General features: G+C 61.1%; 17 protein-coding genes. 10 read left to right on the forward strand and 7 right to left on the reverse strand.

Annotation, left to right across the window (positions count from 1 at the left end; genetic code table 11):
- Positions 1–85: 85 nt before the first annotated feature.
- The 3 genes from hpnA to GRAN_RS13925 are packed head-to-tail and all read left to right on the forward strand — an operon-like array spanning position 86 to position 2,954.
- Complete coding sequence (gene hpnA, locus GRAN_RS13915) at positions 86–1,111, forward strand: hopanoid-associated sugar epimerase (protein WP_128913610.1); 1,026 nt, start codon at positions 86–88, stop codon at positions 1,109–1,111.
- Positions 1,108–1,851, forward strand: a complete 744-nt coding sequence (locus GRAN_RS13920) for a phosphorylase family protein (protein ID WP_128913611.1) — start codon at positions 1,108–1,110, stop codon at positions 1,849–1,851. The genes hpnA and GRAN_RS13920 overlap by 4 nt, the downstream gene beginning before the upstream one ends.
- On the forward strand, positions 1,848–2,954 hold the full coding sequence (locus GRAN_RS13925; protein WP_128913612.1) for a zinc-dependent dehydrogenase: 1,107 nt from the start codon (positions 1,848–1,850) through the stop codon (positions 2,952–2,954). Before GRAN_RS13920 ends, GRAN_RS13925 begins: the two co-directional genes overlap by 4 nt.
- Here GRAN_RS13925 and GRAN_RS13930 read toward each other — a convergent pair.
- The 5 genes from GRAN_RS13930 to GRAN_RS13950 all read right to left on the reverse strand — a co-directional run bounded on the left by GRAN_RS13930 (position 2,951) and on the right by GRAN_RS13950 (position 9,659).
- Positions 2,951–3,565, reverse strand: coding sequence for a class D sortase (locus GRAN_RS13930; RefSeq protein ID WP_128913613.1), 615 nt, complete (start codon positions 3,563–3,565; stop codon positions 2,951–2,953). The two genes, GRAN_RS13925 and GRAN_RS13930, sit on opposite strands and share 4 nt — an antisense overlap.
- A 5-nt stretch (positions 3,566–3,570) precedes the next feature.
- The gene (locus tag GRAN_RS13935) at positions 3,571–4,449 is read right to left on the reverse strand and encodes a hypothetical protein (RefSeq protein ID WP_128913614.1); all 879 of its coding nucleotides are present in this window, start codon (positions 4,447–4,449) and stop codon (positions 3,571–3,573) included.
- Positions 4,450–4,575: 126 nt separating this feature from the next.
- Complete coding sequence (locus tag GRAN_RS13940) at positions 4,576–6,012, reverse strand: sigma-54-dependent transcriptional regulator (RefSeq protein WP_128913615.1); 1,437 nt, start codon at positions 6,010–6,012, stop codon at positions 4,576–4,578.
- Complete coding sequence (locus GRAN_RS13945; protein ID WP_128913616.1) at positions 6,005–8,977, reverse strand: ATP-binding protein; 2,973 nt, start codon at positions 8,975–8,977, stop codon at positions 6,005–6,007. The genes GRAN_RS13940 and GRAN_RS13945 overlap by 8 nt, the downstream gene beginning before the upstream one ends.
- 286 nt (positions 8,978–9,263) lie before the next feature.
- Complete coding sequence (locus tag GRAN_RS13950) at positions 9,264–9,659, reverse strand: VOC family protein (RefSeq protein ID WP_128913617.1); 396 nt, start codon at positions 9,657–9,659, stop codon at positions 9,264–9,266.
- A 254-nt stretch (positions 9,660–9,913) separates the two neighbouring features.
- On the opposite strand from GRAN_RS13950, the gene GRAN_RS13955 reads away from it, so the two are divergent.
- On the forward strand, positions 9,914–12,097 hold the full coding sequence (locus tag GRAN_RS13955) for an alpha-ketoacid dehydrogenase subunit alpha/beta (RefSeq protein WP_128913618.1): 2,184 nt from the start codon (positions 9,914–9,916) through the stop codon (positions 12,095–12,097).
- Between the two features lie 102 nt (positions 12,098–12,199).
- Positions 12,200–14,278, forward strand: a complete 2,079-nt coding sequence (locus tag GRAN_RS13960; RefSeq protein WP_128913619.1) for a DUF1800 domain-containing protein — start codon at positions 12,200–12,202, stop codon at positions 14,276–14,278.
- Positions 14,279–14,319: 41 nt separating this feature from the next.
- Here the strand turns inward: GRAN_RS13960 and GRAN_RS13965 are convergent, their stop codons facing one another.
- Entirely contained in the window at positions 14,320–15,108 is a 789-nt protein-coding gene (locus GRAN_RS13965) for a hypothetical protein (RefSeq protein WP_128913620.1), read from the reverse strand.
- Positions 15,109–15,308: 200 nt separating this feature from the next.
- Here GRAN_RS13965 and GRAN_RS13970 point away from each other — a divergent pair, with 200 nt between their 5' ends.
- Positions 15,309–16,631: a DUF1501 domain-containing protein gene (locus GRAN_RS13970; protein WP_128913621.1), complete on the forward strand. Its 1,323-nt coding sequence runs from the start codon at positions 15,309–15,311 to the stop codon at positions 16,629–16,631.
- A 363-nt stretch (positions 16,632–16,994) separates the two neighbouring features.
- Here GRAN_RS13970 and GRAN_RS13975 read toward each other — a convergent pair whose 3' ends face one another.
- Complete coding sequence (locus GRAN_RS13975) at positions 16,995–17,945, reverse strand: alpha/beta hydrolase (RefSeq protein WP_128913622.1); 951 nt, start codon at positions 17,943–17,945, stop codon at positions 16,995–16,997.
- Positions 17,946–18,050: 105 nt separating this feature from the next.
- Here GRAN_RS13975 and GRAN_RS13980 point away from each other — a divergent pair, with 105 nt between their 5' ends.
- The 4 genes from GRAN_RS13980 (at position 18,051) to GRAN_RS13990 (ending at position 20,633) form a co-directional block, all read left to right on the forward strand.
- Complete coding sequence (locus tag GRAN_RS13980) at positions 18,051–18,362, forward strand: Rieske (2Fe-2S) protein (RefSeq protein ID WP_128913623.1); 312 nt, start codon at positions 18,051–18,053, stop codon at positions 18,360–18,362.
- Between the two features lie 149 nt (positions 18,363–18,511).
- On the forward strand, positions 18,512–18,640 hold the full coding sequence (locus GRAN_RS26720) for a hypothetical protein (RefSeq protein WP_277751216.1): 129 nt from the start codon (positions 18,512–18,514) through the stop codon (positions 18,638–18,640).
- Between the two features lie 237 nt (positions 18,641–18,877).
- On the forward strand, positions 18,878–20,011 hold the full coding sequence (gene carA / locus GRAN_RS13985; RefSeq protein ID WP_128913624.1) for a glutamine-hydrolyzing carbamoyl-phosphate synthase small subunit: 1,134 nt from the start codon (positions 18,878–18,880) through the stop codon (positions 20,009–20,011).
- Positions 20,012–20,084: 73 nt separating this feature from the next.
- Positions 20,085–20,633 (forward strand): GIY-YIG nuclease family protein, encoded by a 549-nt coding sequence (locus GRAN_RS13990; RefSeq protein WP_206662764.1) that lies wholly within the window; start codon positions 20,085–20,087, stop codon positions 20,631–20,633.
- Positions 20,634–20,650 lie beyond the last annotated feature (17 nt).

Genomic DNA, 20,650 nt, shown 5'->3' on the forward strand with positions numbered 1-20,650 from the left:
GCACGATGAGCGAAAGTCTGGTCCTTATCCCAAGCGGTGAATCACGCTTTCGTGAAGGTCTCCCGCATCTGGAGTGGCTCGAAATATGAAGGTCTTTCTGACCGGAGCGACGGGCTTTGTCGGGAGCCATGTAGCGCGCGCTTATTGTGCGGCCGGGGCGGACCTGCGCCTGCTTACCCGGTCGACAAGTAATCTCAAGGGACTGGAAGGCATCCCTGCCGAGACTGTTGTCGGAGACCTCCGTCAGCCGGAGACGTTCCGATCTGCGCTCGAGGGATGCGACGCGGTCGTACATGTGGCGGCGGATTACCGGCTCTGGGTGAGGGATCCTGATGCGATGCACGCCGCAAATGTCGGCGGGACGCGGGAGCTTCTGCGCATGGCGCGTGAGGCTGGAGTGGGGAAGGTGGTTTACACCTCGAGTGTGGCGACGATGGGGTTCAAGAGGGATGGGACGATCGTCGATGAGGCGACGCCGGTATCGCTGGCGGACATGATCGGGCACTATAAGCGGTCGAAGTTTCTTGGAGAACAAGAGGCAATTCGCGCCGCAGGGATGGGGCAGCACGTCATGATCCTGAATCCGACGACGCCTATCGGAGCGGGCGATGTGAAGCCGACACCTACCGGTCGAATCATCGTCGACTTCCTCAACGGCAACTTTCCCGCCTATGTCGATACGGGGCTTAACCTCGTCGATGTGGCCGAGGTGGCGCGCATGCATGTGACGGCGCTCGATCGAGCCACGCCTGGCGAACGCTACATCCTCGGCGGGGAAAATCTCACGCTCAAGCAGATCCTCGACCGCATGTCCGCGATCACCGGGATTCCATCGCCGAAGATGAAGGTGCCGCACGCAGTGGCGATGGGGTTCGCTTTCTTCGACGAGAACTTCACCGGGAAGCTGCGGGGCAAGGAGCCGCGCGCCACGGTCGAGGCGGTGCGCATGGGAAAGAAGATGATGTTCGCCACGTCGGCGAAGGCGGAGCGGGAGCTCGGGTTTCGGGTACTTCCAATCTACTCGGCGATGCGCGCGGCGATCGACTGGTTTACGGCGAATGGATATGCGCCGAAGTACGCCGCGCAGATCGCTGGCGGCAAGGCGAAATGAAGGGTAATGTCGCCGTTATCGCAGCTCTGCCGGGAGAGTTGCGGCCCCTGATCCAGCATCGGGCGGGCGTTCCCTGGACGAGGCTGAAGACAGCAGACGGCGTCTACGCTTGGGAGTACCGGCATGCGCATGGCTGCTGGCGCGCGGTCTGTGCCGGGATGGGCGCCCGACGGGCAGGGCTGGCGTTTGCGGTGGCGGAAGAGACCTCGGAGATGGACGCGGTCGTTTCCGTTGGCTGGGCCGGTGCGCTCGAGGACGGGCTGAAGGCGGGAGATACGCGCCGCGCCGGGATGGTAGTCGACACGCTTACTGGGGAGCGCTTCCGGACGGCTTTCCAAGAGGCCGGGTTGGGTACGCTGGCGACCTCGGACCTTGTTGCCGATGAGCGCGAGAAGTCGCGACTGGCTGCGGCGTACGGCGCGTCGATGGTCGATATGGAAGCGGCTACGGTGGCTCGGCTTGCGAGAGCGCATGGAGTTCCGTTTTACTGTCTGAAGGCCATCTCGGATGAGCGTACGGCGCATCTGCCGGACTTCAGCCGGTTCATCGCGCCGCACGGGCAGATTCGCCTGCGTCCGTTCATGATGCACTCGGCGGTGCGGCCACATACCTGGCGCGGATTGATTCGGCTTGGCCGGCATTCCGCACGAGCAGCGGCGCGGATGGCCGAGGCGATCTACGGATGGCTCGATGAAGATGGCTCGATTCGAGCCGAGGCATTGGTGAAGGGGAAGCGATGATTGCGTTGGATCAAGTTGAGGCGAAGACGTTAGACAGCGTACCGGCGACGATGCGCGCGGCTGTCTATCGCGGGGTGAACGATGTTCGCATTGAGACGGTTCCGGTTCCCGAGATCGGGCCGGGTGAGGTGCTTGTCCGGATCGATACGTGCGGGATCTGCGGGACGGATCTGAAGAAGATTCATACCGGGTCTCACTCGGCTCCGCGGATCTTCGGCCACGAGATGTCGGGGACCGTGGTGCGCGTGGGTGATGGCGTGGAGACCTTCGCGGTTGGGGACCGCGTGATGGCCTTCCATCACATCCCGTGCGGAGAGTGCTTTTACTGCCGCAAGAAGACCTTCGCGCAGTGCGAGACGTACAAGAAGGTGGGGACGACGGCCGGGTTTACGGCTGCGGGTGGTGGGTTTGCCGAGTACATCCGGGTGATGGACTGGATTGTGCGATCCGGCGGACTGGTAAAGGTGCCGGACGATATTCCGTTCGAGCAGGCCGCGTTCATCGAGCCGGTGAATACCTGCTTCAAGGCGGTGCGCATGCTGAGCCTTGAGGCCGACGACACGGTTCTTGTCATTGGGCAGGGAAGTATTGGCGTGATTCTGGCGGCGCTGGCCCGGAGGACGGGTGCGACGGTGCTGACAAGTGATCTCTACGAGGAGCGGCATGCGGTTGCGGCGCAGTACGGGCTCGACCGGCCGGTCGATGCTCGGGGGGATGTGGTTGCTATTGCGAAGGCAGCGACCGACGGGCGCGGCGCCGATGTCGCGCTGGTTGCGGTCGGGGCGGATGCGCTGATCTCCATGGCGATGGATGCGATCCGGCCGGGGGGCCGCGTGATGTTGTTTGCGAGCACGCAGCATGGGACTGCGGCCTTCGATCCGGCAGCGGTTTGCATGGATGAGAAGACGTTGATGGGCTCTTACTCGGCGTCCGTCGCTATCCAGGACGAGGGGATTCAGCTTGTGTTCGATGGTTACCGCGACGGCTCGCTGGATCTGACGAAACTGATCTCGCATCGGTTCGGGTTGGAGGATGCTGTTGCGGGGATCGATCTGGCCTCGCACCCGGTGGCGGACTCGATGAAGATCGTCATCAAGCCTTAGGGCTCGTCGGGTATGGCGGACAAAAGGTGCGCGTGGACGATGAAGCGCCTGGGCGCCGCACCAATGTAGTTGAACGGGTAGCAGGTGATGAGGGTGAGCTCGGGCCGGTTCTGAACGTCGAGGACGCGGACCTGATCGGGGGTCACGATCTCGGTGGTGTCGACTTCGTAGTGATAGACGCCGGTCTGGTCGGCCACGCGGATGTCCATGTTGGCGCGTATGCCGCGTAAAGGCTTGAAGTAGGTGTCGCGATGGCCAGCGAGGCCAAGGGTGCCAAGGCCGCCGGGTCGCGCAGTGCCGGGGATGTAGCCTACACCCTTCCGCAGGCTCTCTGACTCGTAGTTTGAGAAGATGGGGACGGAGAGTTTGAGGTCGCGGATCTCCAATCTGCCCATGATGGTCGCTTGGCCGGTGGGGGGCGTTTGTTCGTCAACAGAGCTCTGATTTTCGGCAGGGGAGCTGATGGGCCGGGCGAACAGGCTGCGGCTCGCTCGTTCCGCGGAGATCGCCTTCACTTTGACGGCGGCAAGGTAGACGGCGCACAGGACTCCTGCCACAAGAAGGAGGAGTTCGGTGCGCCGAAGCCATGCGTGACTGATCTGCCGCTGCATTGTCCTTAGACGGCGTCCCGGGTCATTGTCCGAACGACGCGCATGACAAGAGCGGCCATGAGCGAGAAGAAGCCGAGGAGGGCAATGAGAGGAAGACTGCTCGCCGTGTGAGGCAGTGTAGAGATAACTGGCGTGCGGTGAGCGCGGCTCGGGGCCTGCTCCTCAAACGCCGGACGGATAGGCCTGGGCTGCTCGAGGCGCGCGACCTGAGGCTCAGGCGCGGCAGGTGGCGCAGCCGCAGGAGGCGGAACGTAAGCCGGCTGTGCGGATGGTGACGATGGGAAGCGCGCGATGACGGGTTGGTCGCTGTTGATGAGGCGGTACCTCTCAGCGAGGATCGCGGGCGTTTTTCTGTCCGTGCCCGTTGTGGTCAGGCTTAGCATCCAGAGATTGACGGCCCGCAATTCATCGGGATTGAGGCCATTGAGGCTCTTGAGATGCTCGCTCTCATAGTCGACCGCGACGACCTGGGCATCGTTGAGCTTCGCGAGTTGTACAGCATCAGGCTTTGGGTAGACGAACTCGACGACCTTGCCGGAGCCGAAGGAGAAGCCGCGAAGCGTCTGCTGATGATTCGCGCCCGAGGACCAGTCGATGATCCCCGGAGCGGAGGAGCGAGAAGCCGGGAAGCCGAGGACTCCGAGAAAGATCGCGTGTTCTTTGTTGGTCGGGCTGTCTATCTGGACGATGAGGCGATCCCCGAAACTGTCGACGATGTGGATCGTGTAGTCGCCCGGTTTCAGGGTCTCGCTTGGGATCTGGGTGGAATGATCGAGGGTGAAGGTACCGTTCAGGCCCTTGAGATCGGCGGGGTTGGGGGCCGCAAACAAACTCGCTGAGATAGCCAAGGTGCCAGTAAGAGAAACGATCGACCTGAGAGACATGGGTGAACTCCTGAACTGCTGGGTCGCTTGCCTCACAGTTCAGATGTCGCCGTTTCAATACGGAGATGCGCGACGAGCCGCAATAAGTGGCCGGATTACCATAGGGTTGGTTACCCGTCAAGCTTGTTAATCGCGCGCTCGCTTCTTTACTTCCACGTTCAGCCGCTTGATCTTCTGGTTGAGGGTGCTGAGGGGGATGCGGAAGAACTCGGCAGCTTCGGTCTGGTTCCAATGGCAGCGCTCGAGGCGGTCGGCGATGATGCGGCGTTCGATCTCTTCCATGAGATCGAAGAGCGAGGCGCCGGGGCGATGGTCGAGCAGGGCGGCCGAGTAGGTCGAGCCGGTGAGCTGGCTGGGCAGAAGGTCCGGCGTGATGAGGCGGCCGGAGGATAGGACCACGCCGCGCTCCATCGCGTTTTCGAGCTCGCGGACGTTGCCGGGCCACTCGTAGTCCATGAGGACGCGGAGGGCATCGGGCGAGAGGGCGCGATCGCCCGTGCCGTTCTCGTCGGCGTAGATCTTGAGGAAGTGCGCGGCGAGCAGGGGAACATCTTCGCGGCGGGCGCGAAGCGGAGGGAGCTCGAGGAAGATGACGTTGAGGCGGTAGAAGAGATCCTCGCGGAACTTGCCTTCGCGAACGGCCTCGCGGAGATCGACGTTGGTGGCGGCGATGATGCGGACGTCGACCTGGATCTCGGAGGTTCCGCCGAGGTGCATGAAACGGCGGTCCTGGAGGACGCGCAGGATCTTGGCCTGCATGTCCATCGTCATGGTGCCGATCTCGTCGAGGAAAAGCGTGCCGCCGTTGGCGACTTCGAAGAGGCCCTTCTTCGAGGAGATGGCGGAGGTGAAGGCGCCCTTGACGTGGCCGAAGAGGGTCGATTCGAGGAGCTCGGAGGGAACGGCACCCGTGTTGACGGGGACGAAGGGGTTGTCGCGGCGGGGGGAGTTGGCGTGGAGCGCTTTCGCGATGAGCTCCTTGCCGGTGCCGCTCTCGCCCTGAATGAGGACGGTCGAGCGGCTCGGTGCGACCTGGGCGATGAGGTCGAACATGCGGAGCATGATGTCGCTCTTGCCGATGATGTTCTCGAAGTTGTATCGCTTCTTGAGGGTGCGCTTGAGCTGGACGACTTCTTCTTCGGCCTTGTGGCGAGCGATGGCGGTGCGGATGTCGGCGAGGAGCTTCTCGTTGTCCCAGGGCTTCTGGACGAAGTTCTCGGCTCCCGCGCGGATGGCGTCGACGACGTTGCCGACGGTGCCGTAGGCGGTGATCATGATGACCGGCAGATCTGGATGCATCTCGGTGATGCGAGGAAGCAGGTCAATGCCGGATTCGCCGGGGAGGGCCAGGTCCAGAAGAAGAAGATCGTACTGGTTGCGGGCGAGGAGGTCGAGACCGGAGGGGCCGTCGATTGCCATCGAGACGGTGAAGCCTTCAAAGGTGAGGAGCGTGTCGAGAGATTCGCGGATCGCGGCTTCGTCGTCGATGATGAGGATGCGAGGGAGGCTTGTGGGGGTGATATCGGTGGTGCGGGTGGCCGGTGTATCGAGAATCTCAGGCATGTATTGATTCCTTGCTTGGGTCGGAGACGGTGGTGGCCTGGCGGGGGCGTGCGTCGGCTGCGGGGAACTCGAGACGGAAGGTGGTTCCTACGCCGACTTCGCTGTCGACCTGGATCTTGCCCGCGTGCTCCTGCATGATGCCGTAGGTAACGGCGAGGCCGAGGCCGGTACCCTTGTGCTGGCCCTCCTGGGGTTTCACCTTGGTGGTGAAGAAGGGGTCGTAGATGCGATGGAGATGTTCACGCTCGATGCCTCCGCCGCAGTCCTGGATGGTGGCAAAGACCTTGGTCGAGCCTGCGGTAGAGTCTTCTCCGGTTGCGATGCGGAGGACGGCGTTCGGTACGCCGTGCATGGCGTCCTTGGCGTTGAGCATCAAGTTGAGAATGACCTGCTGGAGCTTGCCTTGATTTCCGTGAATGCGTGGGAGGCTGGGGTCGTAGCTGACTTCGAGGCGAATGACGGCGGTCTTGAACTGATGCTCGAGGAGCGTGGTGGTGTCTCGCAGGAGCTGGTTGAGATCGATCGAGGTGAATTCAGAGCCGCTGGTGCGGGAGAAGTTCAGCAGTCCATTGACGATCTCGGAAGCGCGGAAGGTCTGCTGGGTGATCTTTTCGAGGACGGGGGCGACCTTGGCATCGTCGCGCATGTGCTTTGAGAGCATCTGCGTGTAGCTGGAGATGACGGCAAGAGGCGTATTGACTTCGTGGGCCACGCCGGCGGCGAGGAGGCCGATGGAGGAGAGCTTCTCGGCCTGGGTGAGCTGGGTCTCGAGCTGGATGCGGTCGGTGATGTCGTCGACGAGGATGATGCGTCCGACCTTGACGAAGTCGCGCGTGACGAGGGGGGCGATGGCGATGTTGGCGATGCGTGCCTCGCCTGAGGGCAGGGTGACGCGGAACTTATAGAGGGTGTGGGTGCCGACCTCGTCGCGCAGGCTGTCGAAGCGGGCGGCGAAGTCGTCCGGGAAGATAGCGGAGAGGGGCTGGTTGAGGGCTTCCGAGCGGCGGATGCCGTACATGGTCTCCATCTGGGTGTTCCAGCTTCCGATGTGACCGCCGAGGTCGACGGCGAAGATGCCGATGTTGATCGATTCGACGATGTTCTCGTGGAATTCCTTGAGTCGCTCGAACTCGGAGATCTTGTCTTCGAGACGGCTGTAGAGCTTGGCGTTCTGGATAGCGATGCCGATGTAGCCGGCGAGCGATTCGAGAAGCTCCATGTCCTCGCTGGTGAGGAAGTCGCCATCGTTGGTGCGGCCGAGGCCGATGACGGCTACGGTGCGGGTGCCGACACCTTCGCGGTTGGCGACTCGACATGGGAGGTAGTAGTTCAGGTCGAGGCGGCTTGCGCTCTGGCGCTGCGGTTCGGGGAGCGACAGGGCCTGGTGGGGGTTCTCAAGGAAGAGATGGTTGGCCGCGCCGAAGTGGTCGAACTCGAAGAAGCCCATGTCGAGCCGCTCGGTGTCTTCGGGTTTGAGGTTGTGAAGGCCGTGTGACGCGGCGAGGACGAACGGGTGCTTGCGGCGGGTTCCGTCGTCGTTGGCATCGAGGAAGACGGCGACGCGCGTGACGAGGAGGGTTTGCGGGAGGCGCTCGACAATGGCGTCAAGGAGAGCGCGGAGGTCGGTCTGGGAGTTGAGGCCGCGTCCAAAGTCGACGAGGGTCTCGCGATAGTCGAAGCGTTTGCGGTCGAAGAGCCGATCGACGCGCGCCTGAATCATGCGCTTGAGCGGATCGAAGAGAAGGCCGGTGGTGATGATGGCAGCGAGCAGACCCCAGGTACCGAGGCTCTGCAGACGCGAGCGCAGGATCTCGGCGGTGATACCGACAACACCGAAGTAGAGGCCGACGATGGCCGCGGTCGCGAGGGTGTAGGTGACGCCGCGCTTGAAGATGAGGTCGACGTCCATGAGGCGGTAGCGGACGATCGCCCAGCTAAAGGTCAGGGGGATCAGGACGAGGGAGAGCCCGGAGACCTTGACCAAGAGCGCGGGGACGCTCCAGTCTGCGAGGTAGGGAATGACGTAGAGGATCGTGAAGGGGATCACCGCGAGCAGGGTGCCACGGGTGAGCCACTTCAACTGCTGACGCTGCAGGGGGAACTGGGTGCGGCGGTAGCGGAGACTGAAGACGACGGCCGCGATGACGTAGTAGAGGGCAAGATAGCCGACGGCGATCTGGTCGAGACGGTGCCGGAGGATTTCGGTGGCTGACCAGAGCTGGATGGCGGCGATCTGCAAGCCAACGAGGAAGAGGCCGGGGAGATAGAGGAGCGCGGCGAGGGCGCGGCGGCGTAGATAGTGGCGGCCGGCTCCGGGAGTGTCGGAGAAGCTGACGGCGAAGTGGAGGAAGAGTGCCGGTTGAAGGCCGGAAGCGACGATGCTTGACCAGAAAATGATCCAGTCCAGGGCGTCGAACTGGCCTGTGTAACGGAACGTGTAGAGCACGAACGAGACGAGGCAGAAGACGAAGAAGTGGGTCGACTTCGGAGCCGTCCAGCGGCGGAAGAGGACGTAGAGACCGATCGACAGGTAAACCAGGGCCATCAGGCGGAAGGGCTGGTAGGCGCTGCGGTCGGTGGGCTCGAGAATGACCTGGATGTCGAGTTTTGCGTACGAAGGAGCGGTCGCGGCCGTGTGGTTGAGCTCGCGGGCAATGCTGTAGCTCGCGCGGGAATAGACGCCGAGGCGAACGGTCTCACGGACATACGGAGCGAGACGAAGAGTGGGGCGATCGTCGACCGCCTGGAGGATATCTCCCTTGCGGATACCCGCGCGTTCGCCGGGAGACCCGACCGGGACCTGTTCCGCGCGAAGACCGCCGTGGGCCTCGATCCACCAGATGCCGTCGGAAGGGGTTAGGAAGGTGCTCTCGCTGGAAAGATTGAGGCCCGCCAGCACACAGGCACCAAGCGTCGCAAAGGCGAGCACGAGGGCGAGAACGCGTGTCTGGAAGGCGTCTTTCATCTATTTCGACGGGTTTGTTGCAACTAAGTAGCCAAACGCTGCAGAGAAGGGATTTCTGCATTCAAAAGGGGATGCGTTTGCACCAGTTTATCGACAATTCCGATAATCATAGTTCATTCCATATAAAGGATTTCATTGGTTCCAAAAGGGATACGGCGAATGTCCTATGTTGGTTCCTTTGCCAGGACGAGGCACACGCTTCGACTTGGTTTGGACGTGTGAGTCCCGAAGATAGAGTCGTTCGAGTGCGAGCCTCGAGGCTTTCACTGGCCAGGATGTTCGGGGATTACGCGAAGGTACGGGTCGTTCTCCCATGCTCTCCGAAGCGGAGCAGATTGCCATCGGGATCATTCACCGTGAGTTCGTTCATGTGCCATGGGCGCATCGCGAGGGGCGAACTGATGGGGACTCCCGCTTTGATGAACTCCGCCTGCAGTGCATCAAGCGTCCCCGGGGGTGGATAGAAATACGCACCACAGCAGCTCGCGGTACACGGTTCGGTCTCCCTCACCGAGAGGTGAAGGTGGGCGTGCCGCCAGAACAGGACTGCGTATTCCTTGTTGGCTGTCTGGACGATGAAGCCCATCTTCGCGTAGAACGCGAGGGCGCGCGCCATGTCGCTGACCGGAAGGACAGGGGCAATGAGAATGACCGGGCTTTGTGCTGCTGGATCGAAGGACACAGGAACCTTTCGCGGGGAGAGCGATGTTAGCTGCCGAAAGACGTAGGTACGACGCCTTGATCTTGTAAAGAGAACGAGATCGCGGTTTCTTTGGATTGCTATTTTTTTCTGAAATCTTATGTACGCCAGTCGCTCCGGGTGTGGCAAGGCGCAGATAGGGCAAAGGGCCTAAGCGTCCTCGGAGACTGGTGGCCGCTGTACGCTTTACAATCGGATGAACGGTCGGTGATCATGAGCGTCCGCGAGGGGTTTGGATGGCAGAGAAGTCGGTGAAGAGCGCGGAGGTTCGACTGCGTGGCCGCGAGGCGGCTGAGCATCCGCTGTCGCGGGAACAGATGATCGAGTTCTACCGGCTGATGTACCTGTCGCGAAAGACCGACGATCGGGAGATCGTGCTGAAGCGGCAGCAGAAGATCTTCTTCCAGATTTCCTGCGCGGGACATGAGGCTCTGCTGGTTGCCGCGGGGATGGCGCTCAAGCCAGGGTACGACTGGTTTTTTCCATATTACAGAGACCGGGCGATCTGCCTGGCGTTGGGAAATACTGTTGAGGAGCAGTTGCTGCAGTCGGTGGGCGCGGCCGACGATCCGGCGAGCGGCGGGCGGCAGATGCCGTCGCACTGGACGAGCAAGAGGCTGAATGTCGTTACGCCGAGTTCGGCGACCGCGACGCAATGCCTGCACGCGATCGGCTGCGCGGAGGCTGGACGGTACTTCTCGCGGCACCCGGAGGCAGCGGAGAAGCATACCGGGGATTACCGGGAGTTCAAGGACGTCACGTTTCACGGCGATGAGGTGACGTATGTGTCGATCGGTGAGGGGTCTACCAGCCAAGGGGAGTTCTGGGAATCGCTGAATACGGCCTCAAACTCGAAGCTGCCGGTGCTTTATGTCGTTGAAGATAATGGGTATGCTATTTCGACGCCGGTTGAGGCGAATACGCCCGGGGGAAATATTTCGCGGCTGATCGCGAACTTCCCGAACTTCCACTTTGCCGAAGTGGACGGCACGGATGCGGTCGAGAGCTACAAAGCCATGGTGGAGGCGGTGGCGTATTGCCGGTCAGGACGTGGTCCGGCGCTGGTACACGGACACGTCATTCGGCCGTACTCTCACTCGATGAGCGAGGACGAGCGGGACTACCGGGCGGCAGACGAGCTTGAGGCCGATGCGCTGCGGGACCCGATCTCGAAGATGCAGGTGGTGCTGATTCGCGAGGGGATTCTGGACGTTGCCGGGATCAATGCGTTGGAGCGCCAGGTAGATGCCGAGGTTCAGTGGGCGGCGGATCGGGCGGTCGCGGCGAAGCTGCCGGAGGTGTCGTCGATCCTGAAGCACCAGTACTCGGAAGATTTATCGCCGACGGATTCCAGGTTCGCGACAGATCCGGTTGTCGCTGATGCTGGCACAGAGCGGACGATGGCGGACCTGATCAACACCTGCCTCAAGGACGAGATGCGGCGGGATCCCAGGATCGTCGTATTTGGCGAAGATGTGGCCGACGCGACGCGGGAGGGTGCGCTCAAGGGCGGGAAGATCAAGGGCAAGGGTGGGGTCTTCAAGCTGACGGCGGGATTGCAGACGGAGTTTGGCAGCGACCGGGTTTGGAACTCGCCGCTGGCCGAGGCGAACATTGTCGGGCGGGCGATAGGCATGGCGGCTCGCGGAATGAAGCCCGTGGTCGAGATTCAATTCTTCGATTACATATGGCCTGCTATGCACCAGATCCGGAACGAGTTATCTGTCTTCCGGTGGCGCTCGAACGGAACGTTCAGCAGCCCCCTGGTTATCCGTGTGCCGATCGGTGGGTACCTGACGGGCGGTTCGATTTATCACTCGCAGTCAGGTGAGAGCATCTTTACGCACACTCCAGGCGTTCGCGTGGTGATGCCTTCGAACGCTCAGGATGCTCTTGGGCTGCTGCGGACGGCGATCCGCTGCGACGATCCGGTGCTGTTTCTGGAGCATAAGAGGCTTTACCGGGAGACCTTCGGGCGAGCCGCCTATCCAGGGCCGGACTATACGATTCCGTTTGGCAAGGCGAAGATCGTTCGCCCGGGGAAGGATCTGACGGTCGTGACTTATGGGGCGGTGGTGCCACGGGCATTGCAGGCGGCACAGAAGATTCACCGTGAGGCCGGGATCGACGTGGAGCTGATCGATCTGCGGTCGCTGAGCCCCTATGACTGGGATGCGATTGCGACTTCGGTAAAGAAGACGAATCGTGTGATCGTGGCGCACGAGGATATGCTGAGTTGGGGCTACGGGGCCGAGATTGCGGCGCGGATTGGGGAGGAGCTATTTCACGATCTGGATGCGCCGGTACGCCGAGTTGCGGCTATGGACACCTTCGTGGCGTACCAGCCGTTGCTGGAGGATGCGATTCTGCCGCAGCCTGAGGACTTGTACCGGGCGATGAAGGATATCGCGGCTTTTTAGGAGCCTTCTCGCAACTGACGGAAACAGGGCGTGTTCCTTCTGGGGACGCGCCTTTTTCTTTGCCCTCGATCTCGAGCAGGCTCGCGCGCTGGAGGTCTTCTGATGCGTTTTCTTCTTGATGGAATCGTGGTGGGGGCGGTGTGCTCGATGCTTGTGGTGCAGCCGGTCTTGGCGGCGGGTGCGGTTCCCATGCCCGCAAAGGGAAAAGCCACGGAGATCCAGGGAGACGAGCGTGTGCTCCATGCGCTCAACCGGTTTACGTTCGGGCCGAGGCCGGGAGACGTGGCGGCGGTGCGGTCGATGGGACTGGAGCGGTGGTTCGAACGGCAGCTCGATCCGGCGTCGATCGACGACTCGGCGCTGGACGCGAGGCTTGCGGCGTTTTCGGCGATGCGGCTGGACCAGGTGGATCTGATGCACAGGTTTCCGAACCCTGCCGTGATCCGGGTGATGGCGCGGCAAGGGGATCCTTTGCCGATGGATCCGGTGGAGCGAGCCATCTATGGCGATCAGATCGAGTTCTACAAGATGAAGGTGGCGGCCAAGAGCAATGCGGACAGTGCCGGAAAGAAGATGGCTACCGACGACAGCATGGAAGCACAGGCCAATGCTGCGTCCCAGGCGAAGGCGGAGAACGAGGGGGCTGATCCGCTGGCTGTTGCTCCGGAGCAGCATGTGGGAGCGCTCTATGCGCAGGATGCGACGGACAAAATGATGGATATGCCTCCGGATGTGCGCTTCCAGGCGATTCTGCGGATGCAGCCGAAGGAGCTGGCTGGTTTTCGGCGAAGCCTGAGCAAGCGGGAGCTGTTGCAGGTGGTGTCGGGCATGACGCCGGAGCAGAAGGAGATCCTGCTGGCGCTTGGCGGGTCAAACCGGGTGATTGCTCCGGAGTTGACGCAGTCGCGGCTGGTTCGAGATATCTACAGCGACCGCCAGCTCGAGGCGGTGATGACGGACTTCTGGCTGAATCACTTCAATGTGTATGTGAAGAAGAGCCAGTTGGAGCCGGACCTGATTCCTGCCTATGAGCGCGAGGTGATCCGGCCAAATGCTCTGGGGAGGTTCGAGGATCTGCTTGTGGCTACGGCGAAGAGCCCGGCGATGCTGGTTTACCTGGATAACTGGCGGAGTGCCGGGCCGGATTCGGCGCAGGCTCGGCGGCGGGCGAAGTTTGGTGACGCTTCGAAGAATGGGGCCGAGGGGCTGAACGAGAACTATGCGCGTGAGTTGATGGAGCTGCATACGCTTGGCGTGGGCGGCGGGTATACGCAGGCGGATGTGACGCAGGTGGCGAAGGTGTTTACGGGTTGGGGAATCGAAAAGCCTTACCTCGGCGCGACTTATTCGTTTCAGGCCAATCGCCATCAGCCGGGTGACAAGACGGTGATGGGGAAGACGATTCGCGGTGGGGGCGAGGAGGAAGGTTTGCAGGTGCTGCACATGCTCGCGACCAGCCCAGCGACGGCGAAGTTCATCTCGACGAAGCTGGCGGTTCGGTTCGTCAGCGACGATCCCCCGCCGGCGCTTGTGGACCGGATGAGCAAGGCGTTTCTGTCGAGCGGCGGGGATATGAAGGTGGTGCTGCGGACGATGTTCCGGTCGCCGGAGTTCTGGTCGCCGGAGGTGGACCGGGCGAAGGTGAAGACGCCGCTGGAGTTCGTGGTGTCGGCGGTGCGGGCGAGTGGGGCGGAGGTAAAGAATGCGCAGCCCCTGGTGCAGGCCCTCGACAAGTTGGGGATGCCGCTCTATGGGATGCAGACGCCGAATGGGTACGACTGGAAGAAGGAGCCCTGGGTGAGTACGGGGGCTCTGGTGAGCCGGATGAACTTCGCGCTCGTACTGAGTGCGAACAAGGTCAACGGGGTTCGGACGGATTGGGTGGCGATGCTCGGGAGCGGGGGATTGGCGGTTCCTGTGTCGGTCAGTTCCGAGACGGCGGAGGCGGTGAAGGAACGGAAGCTGGAGGACATGCTGCTTGGCGAGCCTGTGGGCGAGAGGACACGGGCAGCGGTGCTGGCGCAGTTCGACGATGCCTCGATGAAGGAGAACGCGGCCAAGGAGTTCGATCTGCGGGGTGATGAAGTAGGTGGTGGGCGCAGAGTGCAAGCGCAGGGGGATGCGCAAGCGGCTGGGATGGCTGGTTTGCTGCTTGGATCGCCGGAGTTCCAGAGACGATAGATGCAGCGGAGCCCATGAGCCCGGGCCCCGCTGATGTTGAACTACTGCTTCTCGTAGATCAGGACTTCCTTCTCGGATTTCTTGCCGGCGGACCAGACCTCTTCGGTGTAATACTTGCCGTCCGCACTGAGCGTTCGAGTTCCTTCGCCGAAGAGCTTTCCGTTGAGCTTCTCCGAAAAGAGGACCTTTCTTGGTCCTTCGGCCGTTACTCCCATTGAGGCGCCCGTCGGCATCAACGGGCCGCTCAGCTTGGCGTCCGAGCCGTCCAGTTTGTAGTCCATCGTCTCCTTGAAGCCCGGGCCCTCCACGTGCTGCCAGTCAGACTGAGCCTTGATGATGACGATGTCGGAGGTGTTGGAGGACGTCTTCGCGGTCTTCCACTCGCCCGCGAGGCCCTTGGAGCCCGTGATGCGGATGGAGGTTGTCTTATCCGTAAAAGGGGTTCCATCCGGCTGCTTGCCTGTGGCGGTGGTCGTCATGGACTTGCCATCGGGCGAGATAACGCGATGAATCATGGAGTAGGGTTTGCCGTCTACTTTGACGGTGGTGTCGAAGACGCTGTCTCCAGAGGCAGTGCAGGCGACGGTGCGGTTGGCGAGTGTCGGGTAGTCTTTGCCATCGCAGGCGAAGTCATACTCGAGGCTGCTGCCGTTGGAGTAGTGGTAGCCGCCTGTGGGCTTCGCGGTATAGGTGAACGTATTACCTGTGAGTTTGCTTTTCGCTTCGTTGAGCTTCCAGGTGCCGTTCCAGGGGGAATCGGCGGCGAGACACGGCGATGCGGAGGCCGTGGCGAGGATCACTACGCTGAGTGAGCAGAGAACCTTTTTCATTTGGAGTTCCTCGAACAGCAATGGGCCCGGGATCAGCCATTCTTCGCCCGTCTCCGCGGTCCGTCAATGGAAAAGGAAGCGGAAAGCGATTCGAGGCGCCGGGCGTAGGATTGCGTATCTGGGAGAGATTTGGCAACTTAGCAGACAATGCGGCGTTTGTAGATGTAGCGCACATTGAGATTGGCGCGCGGGAGACGACGATGGGAATCTTCGATAAGGGCTTGATGGACGACAGCAACTGGGGCTGTGACCTGCACGGGCGGGACCTGGCGCGGCGTGGGGTGTCGCGCAGAGGCTTTATGAAGAACGGCGCGCTGGCGTTGGTGGGGACGTCCGTCATCCCGGCGTTTCTGATGAAGAGCGTCATGGCGGAGGCTACTACCGCCGCGGCGAACAACAAGAAGCTTGTTGTCTTGTTTCAGCGGGGAGCGGCGGATGGGCTGAACATCGTCGTGCCGCATGCGGAGAAGAACTACTATGCGATGCGGCCCTCGATCGCGATCCAGCAGAAGGATGTGCTGGACCTGAACGGCTTCTTCGGGCTGCATCCGGCGATGGCTTCGTTCAAGCCGCTGTATGACCAGGGGCATCTGGCCATCGTGCATGCCGCCGGGTCTCCTGACGCGACACGGTCGCACTTCGACGCGCAGGACTATATGGAGAGCGGGACGCCGGGGGTGAAGGCGACACAGGATGGCTGGCTGAACCGTGCTTTGCAGGCGGAGGCTTTGAAGGGCAAGCCGTCGGCGTTCCGGGCGGTGGCACTGGGGACGCAGGTTCCGCGAACGTTGCAAGGCAAGCAGGCAGCGATCGCGGTCAACAACCTGGAGGACTTCTCGGTCGGGGGCAAAGGGCCGCAGACGACGCCTATCTCGAACGCGTTTCAGGCTATGTACGACCAGAGCACGGACGCGGTATTGCATGGGACCGGGCAAGAGACGTTCGAGGCGGTGAAGATGCTGAAGGCGGCGGATCCGGCACACTACAAGCCGGCGGATGGGGTGGTGTATCCGAATACCCCGTTTGGCAACAGCCTGAAGCAGATCGCGCAACTGATGAAGGCAAACCTTGGGGTCGAGGCGGCGTTTTCGGATATTGGCGGATGGGATACGCACCAAAACCAGGGGAATGTAACCGGGCAGTTGGCGGGCCGGCTGAAGGAGTTTTCCGAGTCGATTGCGGCGTTCTGGAAGGATATGGGGCCGGAGACGGAGAACATCACGCTGGTGACCATGTCGGAGTTCGGGCGGACGGCGCGTCAGAACGGAACGGGCGGAACGGACCACGGGCACGCGAACGTGATGTTCGTGCTCGGCGGCAAGGTGAAGGGTGGCAAGGTCTACGGGAAGTGGCCGGGCCTCTGGAATGAGCAGCTTAACGAGGGGAGAGATCTGACGGTGACGACGGATTTCCGGAATGTTCTGGGTGAGGCGGCCTACCGGACGCTCGGATCCCGAAATATGGATCTGGTCTTCCCCGGAGGGCAGATTCGTCCGGAAAAGTTCCTGAACTTCACGGTTTAGAGATTGACTTCTCCGGCATACTCCGGGTGGCTCGTTCGATTTGCCTTTTGTTGATCTTGACGTGTATGGTGAGTGGTCGGTTCAACCTCAGGTTGCATCGAATGAAGTAGCGCAGGAAGGAAGTGAGTACCGTTATCCTGTTTTCGGGATTTTATTTCTCCAGAAAATACAGAATGGTGGAAAACTCACACAACTTTTCGGAACGGTTTGCGTCTATTTGAATGTAGCTAGCAATTGCCGGACTATCAGTTCCCTCGGTTACGGCGTCCCCTATCCGCAACACCAATACCCATCCTTTAGTAAGGCGCCCTGAACACCGGGCGCCTTCACTCCTTAAGCCGACTTTCTCGAATTTGGCGTGATTCAACGGCTTTGCTGCGGGGCCGTGAGGCTTGAGGGTGCCTGCGCGAGGCTTTGATCGAGGAACCGGGCTATACCCTGGGGAAGGCTACCGGGATCGTTTGATACAAGCTCCAAGGTTGTCTTCGGATCTGCTGCAGTCTTGTAGGTGGGTGGGATCGGGGATGACGGAGTGGGATAGCTGATGAGAAGCTTTGGCGTCCTGAGACCAGAGAGGCCGCCGAGGGGAAAATCCTCGTGGAAGAGCGCGCGAACGGGGAGAGCGCGGGTACGGGGGTCGGCCATGGCGGTTCCGATGGGATCGGGGCCGAGAGAGTCGAGGATGAGGGCAGGAATCTTTGGATCAGAAGAGGCAAGTTGGACGGCGAGGCTGGCACCCAGACCGTGGCCGAAGAGGATCAGGTGGTCTGCTGGTACGTGGCGACTGTTCTCAGTCCACAGCAGGGCAGCGTGAGCATCTTCCAGCATGCGGATCTGATTGGGGTGCGTTGGGTCGCTTTGGCCGTATCCGCGATAGTCGAAAGCGAAGATGCTGAGGCCCAATCCGTGAAGGACCGCGAGATTGCCGGCATCCGGCGCACTCTGCGAGAGGGAGGCGTCGCCCGAGCGAAGGTAGAGGACGGTGTAGCCTGCGTACTTTGAATTGGGCGCGGCAGCCAGGTAGGCACCCGAAAGTCGCGGTGAACCAGTCTCCGCGGCGTCGAAATGGACAGGTTCAGCCGGGAGACCTCCGAGAGTGTCGAGGGGGGAGTTCGAGCGCTGGGGATGCAGGATGAGCTGCCACTGTCCCTGGTAGAAGAGGAGGCAGAGGGTCAGATAGCCGCAGACAAGGGCCGCGACGATGGTGAAGCCGAGCGCCTTCAGAATCCAGATGGGGTCAACGGTTTCGGGAGTGGATGCTGCCTTCGGCGTGGGCTGGGGGGCGGTGGTACGGGTGGTCTTGGGGCGAGGCATGGGTCTGTTCAAACTGTAGCATTCGGCTCGCGCTGCGGCACTCCGGGCGATGGCGGACTGCGGGAGTGGGACGCCTTAGTAAGATGGCTGCTGGAGGATTTGTTCTTGGCGCAATGGGTGAAGTTGATCAGCCTGGCCGACGCTCCGGAGCCGGGCAAGGTGATGGAGTGCGGGGTGGATGGGGTCGAAATCTGCCTGGCGAACGTTGCGGGAGAGTTGTCGGCGCTTGATAACTGGTGTCCGCACCGGCGCGGGCCGCTTGGGGAGGGGTGGCTCGAAGGCTCCTCGGTGGTGTGCCCGTGGCACTCGTGGGCATTTGATGTGAAGACGGGACTGTCGACTTATCCGGAGAAGGAGCGGGTGGATGCATTTCCACTAAGAATTGACGGCGAGGATGTCCTGGTAGACATCGAGTGACTTGCCTGTCCCGCATGAGGCGCGCGGTTGAACCACAGCGGGTTACCCTGTGGAGAAGTTTTGACGACAGGTTGATGCTTGCGAGCATATTCTGAACGCAGCCCGAACTGGTTGCAAGCCGACTGGCGGGTGCTTAGGGGAGATTTACCATGAAGCTTCGGAATCTGATGCTTGGCGTCATTGCCATGATCGTGCTCGCTGGGTCTGTGATCCCGGCTGGCGCGCAGCCCTACCACCGGCATCATCGCCGTCACCACCGCCACCATCATCGCCGGTAGCCTCCGGCACCCAGCGAAGTAGAGCTGCGGCGCGTCTCATGGCTCGTCTGGTCTGCGGAATGTCAACGTGGAATGCCCGGATTCGTCCGGGCATTTTCCGTGCTTTCAGGTCGCGAGCGACAGCCCAGGAGGTCCGCATTCCGAGGAAACCTTGTCTTACCGCAATCCTCCAGCGTGCAAGGTTCGATGCTGATAGAATCACTTGAATCCACTCCTTTTGGATTTACTGGAGAGGCAATGCAGGCAATGCTGGCGCTGGAAGATGGGCGCATCTTTCGCGGTAAAGGTTTTGGCGCGCGGGCCGAGTGCTCGGGCGAGGTGGTCTTCAATACATCGCTGACCGGCTACCAGGAGATCTTCACGGATCCCTCGTATGCGGGGCAGATTGTGGTTCTCACGAACCCTCACATTGGAAATTACGGAACGACACCGCATGATGCGGAGGCGTCGAAGCCTTATATCGAAGGTCTCGTGACGCGTGAGTTCTCTGCGATGAGCTCGAACTGGCGTTCAACCGAGGTCGCGGACGAATACCTGGAGCGGAATGGGATTCCGGTGATCGCTGGCGTGGATACGCGCGCCGTCGTTCGGCATCTGCGGGCGAATGGCGTCATGCGTGGCGTGATCGCTTCCGGTGAGTCGCTTGATTCGGAAGCGCTGGTCGCAAAGGCGCGGGCGATTCGCAAGATGGACGGCACGGACCTGGCTTCGGTCGTGAGCACGAAGAAGATCTACGAGTGGAGCGATGCGGAGCCGAAGAACCAGACGGGCGATTCGCTGCTCGGTGCGGGTTCGGACAAGGCGCTTAAGCACGTGGTCGCTTATGACTTCGGCATCAAGGAAAACATCCTGCGCATGCTTACGCGCGAAGGATGCCGTGTGACCGTTGTCCCGGCTCGCACGTCCGCCGAAGAGGTGATGGCGATGAAGCCGGATGGGGTGTTCTTCTCGAACGGACCCGGCGATCCGGAGCCTCTGGATTACGCGATCGAGAACGTGCAGAAGCTCAAGGGGCAGGCTCCGCTGTTCGGGATCTGCCTCGGACACCAGATCTTCGGGCTGGCGCTCGGCGGTAAGACCTACAAGCTAAAGTTCGGGCATCACGGCGGGAATCACCCGATCCTGAACCACGAGACGGGCAAGGTCGAGATCACCGCGCAAAACCATAATTTCAACGTCGACCCGGCTTCGTTGCCGAGCGATGTCGAGCAGACACACACAAACCTGAACGACAACACAATGGCGGGGTTGAAGTCGAAGACGGACCCGATGTTCAGCGTGCAGTACCACCCGGAGGCGAGTCCGGGGCCGCATGACTCGCACTATCTGTTCCGGGATTTCCGGAAGATGATGGATGAGTGGGAGAAGTGAAGGAGCAGGACGAGATTAGTTATTGAAACTCTGAAAGTTGAGCACAGGGGCGCGTGTATCGGTGACTGGTGAGATGACGCAAGTGAACGATGAACGAACCTTCTATGTTTATGCGCTGAAGGATCCTCTACTCAAACCTGCGGTTCCGTTCTACATCGGCAAGGGTACAGGTGTGCGGGCCTGGGAGCACGAGCTAACACCGGACACTTCTTCGAAAGGCAGGAGGATTTCCCAGATTCACGAGGCTGGGCAGCAAGTACTCGTGACGAAGTTAGCAGATCGTCTCACTGAAACCGACGCGCTGAGGATCGAGGCGGAATTGATCTCCGCATTCGGAAGTGAAGTCACTGGTGGACTTCTTACAAACGCGGTTTTCCCTAGGCTTGAGTTGGCTAGGCGTAAGTCCCGAAATTTGAATATACCGAGTGGTACTTGGGAAAAAGCACAGCTTGGTTTGCAACTGATGGAAAGCGCGGTTCTGGAGTTGGCGCTTGCAAATCAAGAAGGAGTTACTAACTCCGACGTTTCGCATGCGTTAGGTCTACAGAGCGATTACCTCGGTGGATCAAGGATTACCTCAGCTGGAGCGTTCTCGGCCTTCTTATGCGTGAAGGCCGAATGATCCGCGTAGAGAAAAAA

The organism is Granulicella sibirica (genome assembly GCF_004115155.1).
GTDB lineage: Bacteria > Acidobacteriota > Terriglobia > Terriglobales > Acidobacteriaceae > Edaphobacter > Edaphobacter sibiricus.

Bases quoted from the DNA above. Each gene is read 5' to 3' on its own strand.
- hpnA (WP_128913610.1), top strand. From the start codon at position 86: ATGAAGGTCTTTCTGACCGGAGCGACGGGCTTTGTCGGGAGCCATGTA.
- GRAN_RS13920 (WP_128913611.1), top strand. From the start codon at position 1,108: ATGAAGGGTAATGTCGCCGTTATCGCAGCTCTGCCGGGAGAGTTGCGG.
- GRAN_RS13925 (WP_128913612.1), top strand. From the start codon at position 1,848: ATGATTGCGTTGGATCAAGTTGAGGCGAAGACGTTAGACAGCGTACCG.
- GRAN_RS13930 (WP_128913613.1), bottom strand. From the start codon at position 3,565: ATGCAGCGGCAGATCAGTCACGCATGGCTTCGGCGCACCGAACTCCTC.
- GRAN_RS13935 (WP_128913614.1), bottom strand. From the start codon at position 4,449: ATGTCTCTCAGGTCGATCGTTTCTCTTACTGGCACCTTGGCTATCTCA.
- GRAN_RS13940 (WP_128913615.1), bottom strand. From the start codon at position 6,012: ATGCCTGAGATTCTCGATACACCGGCCACCCGCACCACCGATATCACC.
- GRAN_RS13945 (WP_128913616.1), bottom strand. From the start codon at position 8,977: ATGAAAGACGCCTTCCAGACACGCGTTCTCGCCCTCGTGCTCGCCTTT.
- GRAN_RS13955 (WP_128913618.1), top strand. From the start codon at position 9,914: ATGGCAGAGAAGTCGGTGAAGAGCGCGGAGGTTCGACTGCGTGGCCGC.
- GRAN_RS13960 (WP_128913619.1), top strand. From the start codon at position 12,200: ATGCGTTTTCTTCTTGATGGAATCGTGGTGGGGGCGGTGTGCTCGATG.
- GRAN_RS13965 (WP_128913620.1), bottom strand. From the start codon at position 15,108: ATGAAAAAGGTTCTCTGCTCACTCAGCGTAGTGATCCTCGCCACGGCC.
- GRAN_RS13970 (WP_128913621.1), top strand. From the start codon at position 15,309: ATGGGAATCTTCGATAAGGGCTTGATGGACGACAGCAACTGGGGCTGT.
- GRAN_RS13975 (WP_128913622.1), bottom strand. From the start codon at position 17,945: ATGCCTCGCCCCAAGACCACCCGTACCACCGCCCCCCAGCCCACGCCG.
- GRAN_RS26720 (WP_277751216.1), top strand. From the start codon at position 18,512: ATGAAGCTTCGGAATCTGATGCTTGGCGTCATTGCCATGATCGTGCTC.
- carA (WP_128913624.1), top strand. From the start codon at position 18,878: ATGCAGGCAATGCTGGCGCTGGAAGATGGGCGCATCTTTCGCGGTAAA.
- GRAN_RS13990 (WP_206662764.1), top strand. From the start codon at position 20,085: ATGACGCAAGTGAACGATGAACGAACCTTCTATGTTTATGCGCTGAAG.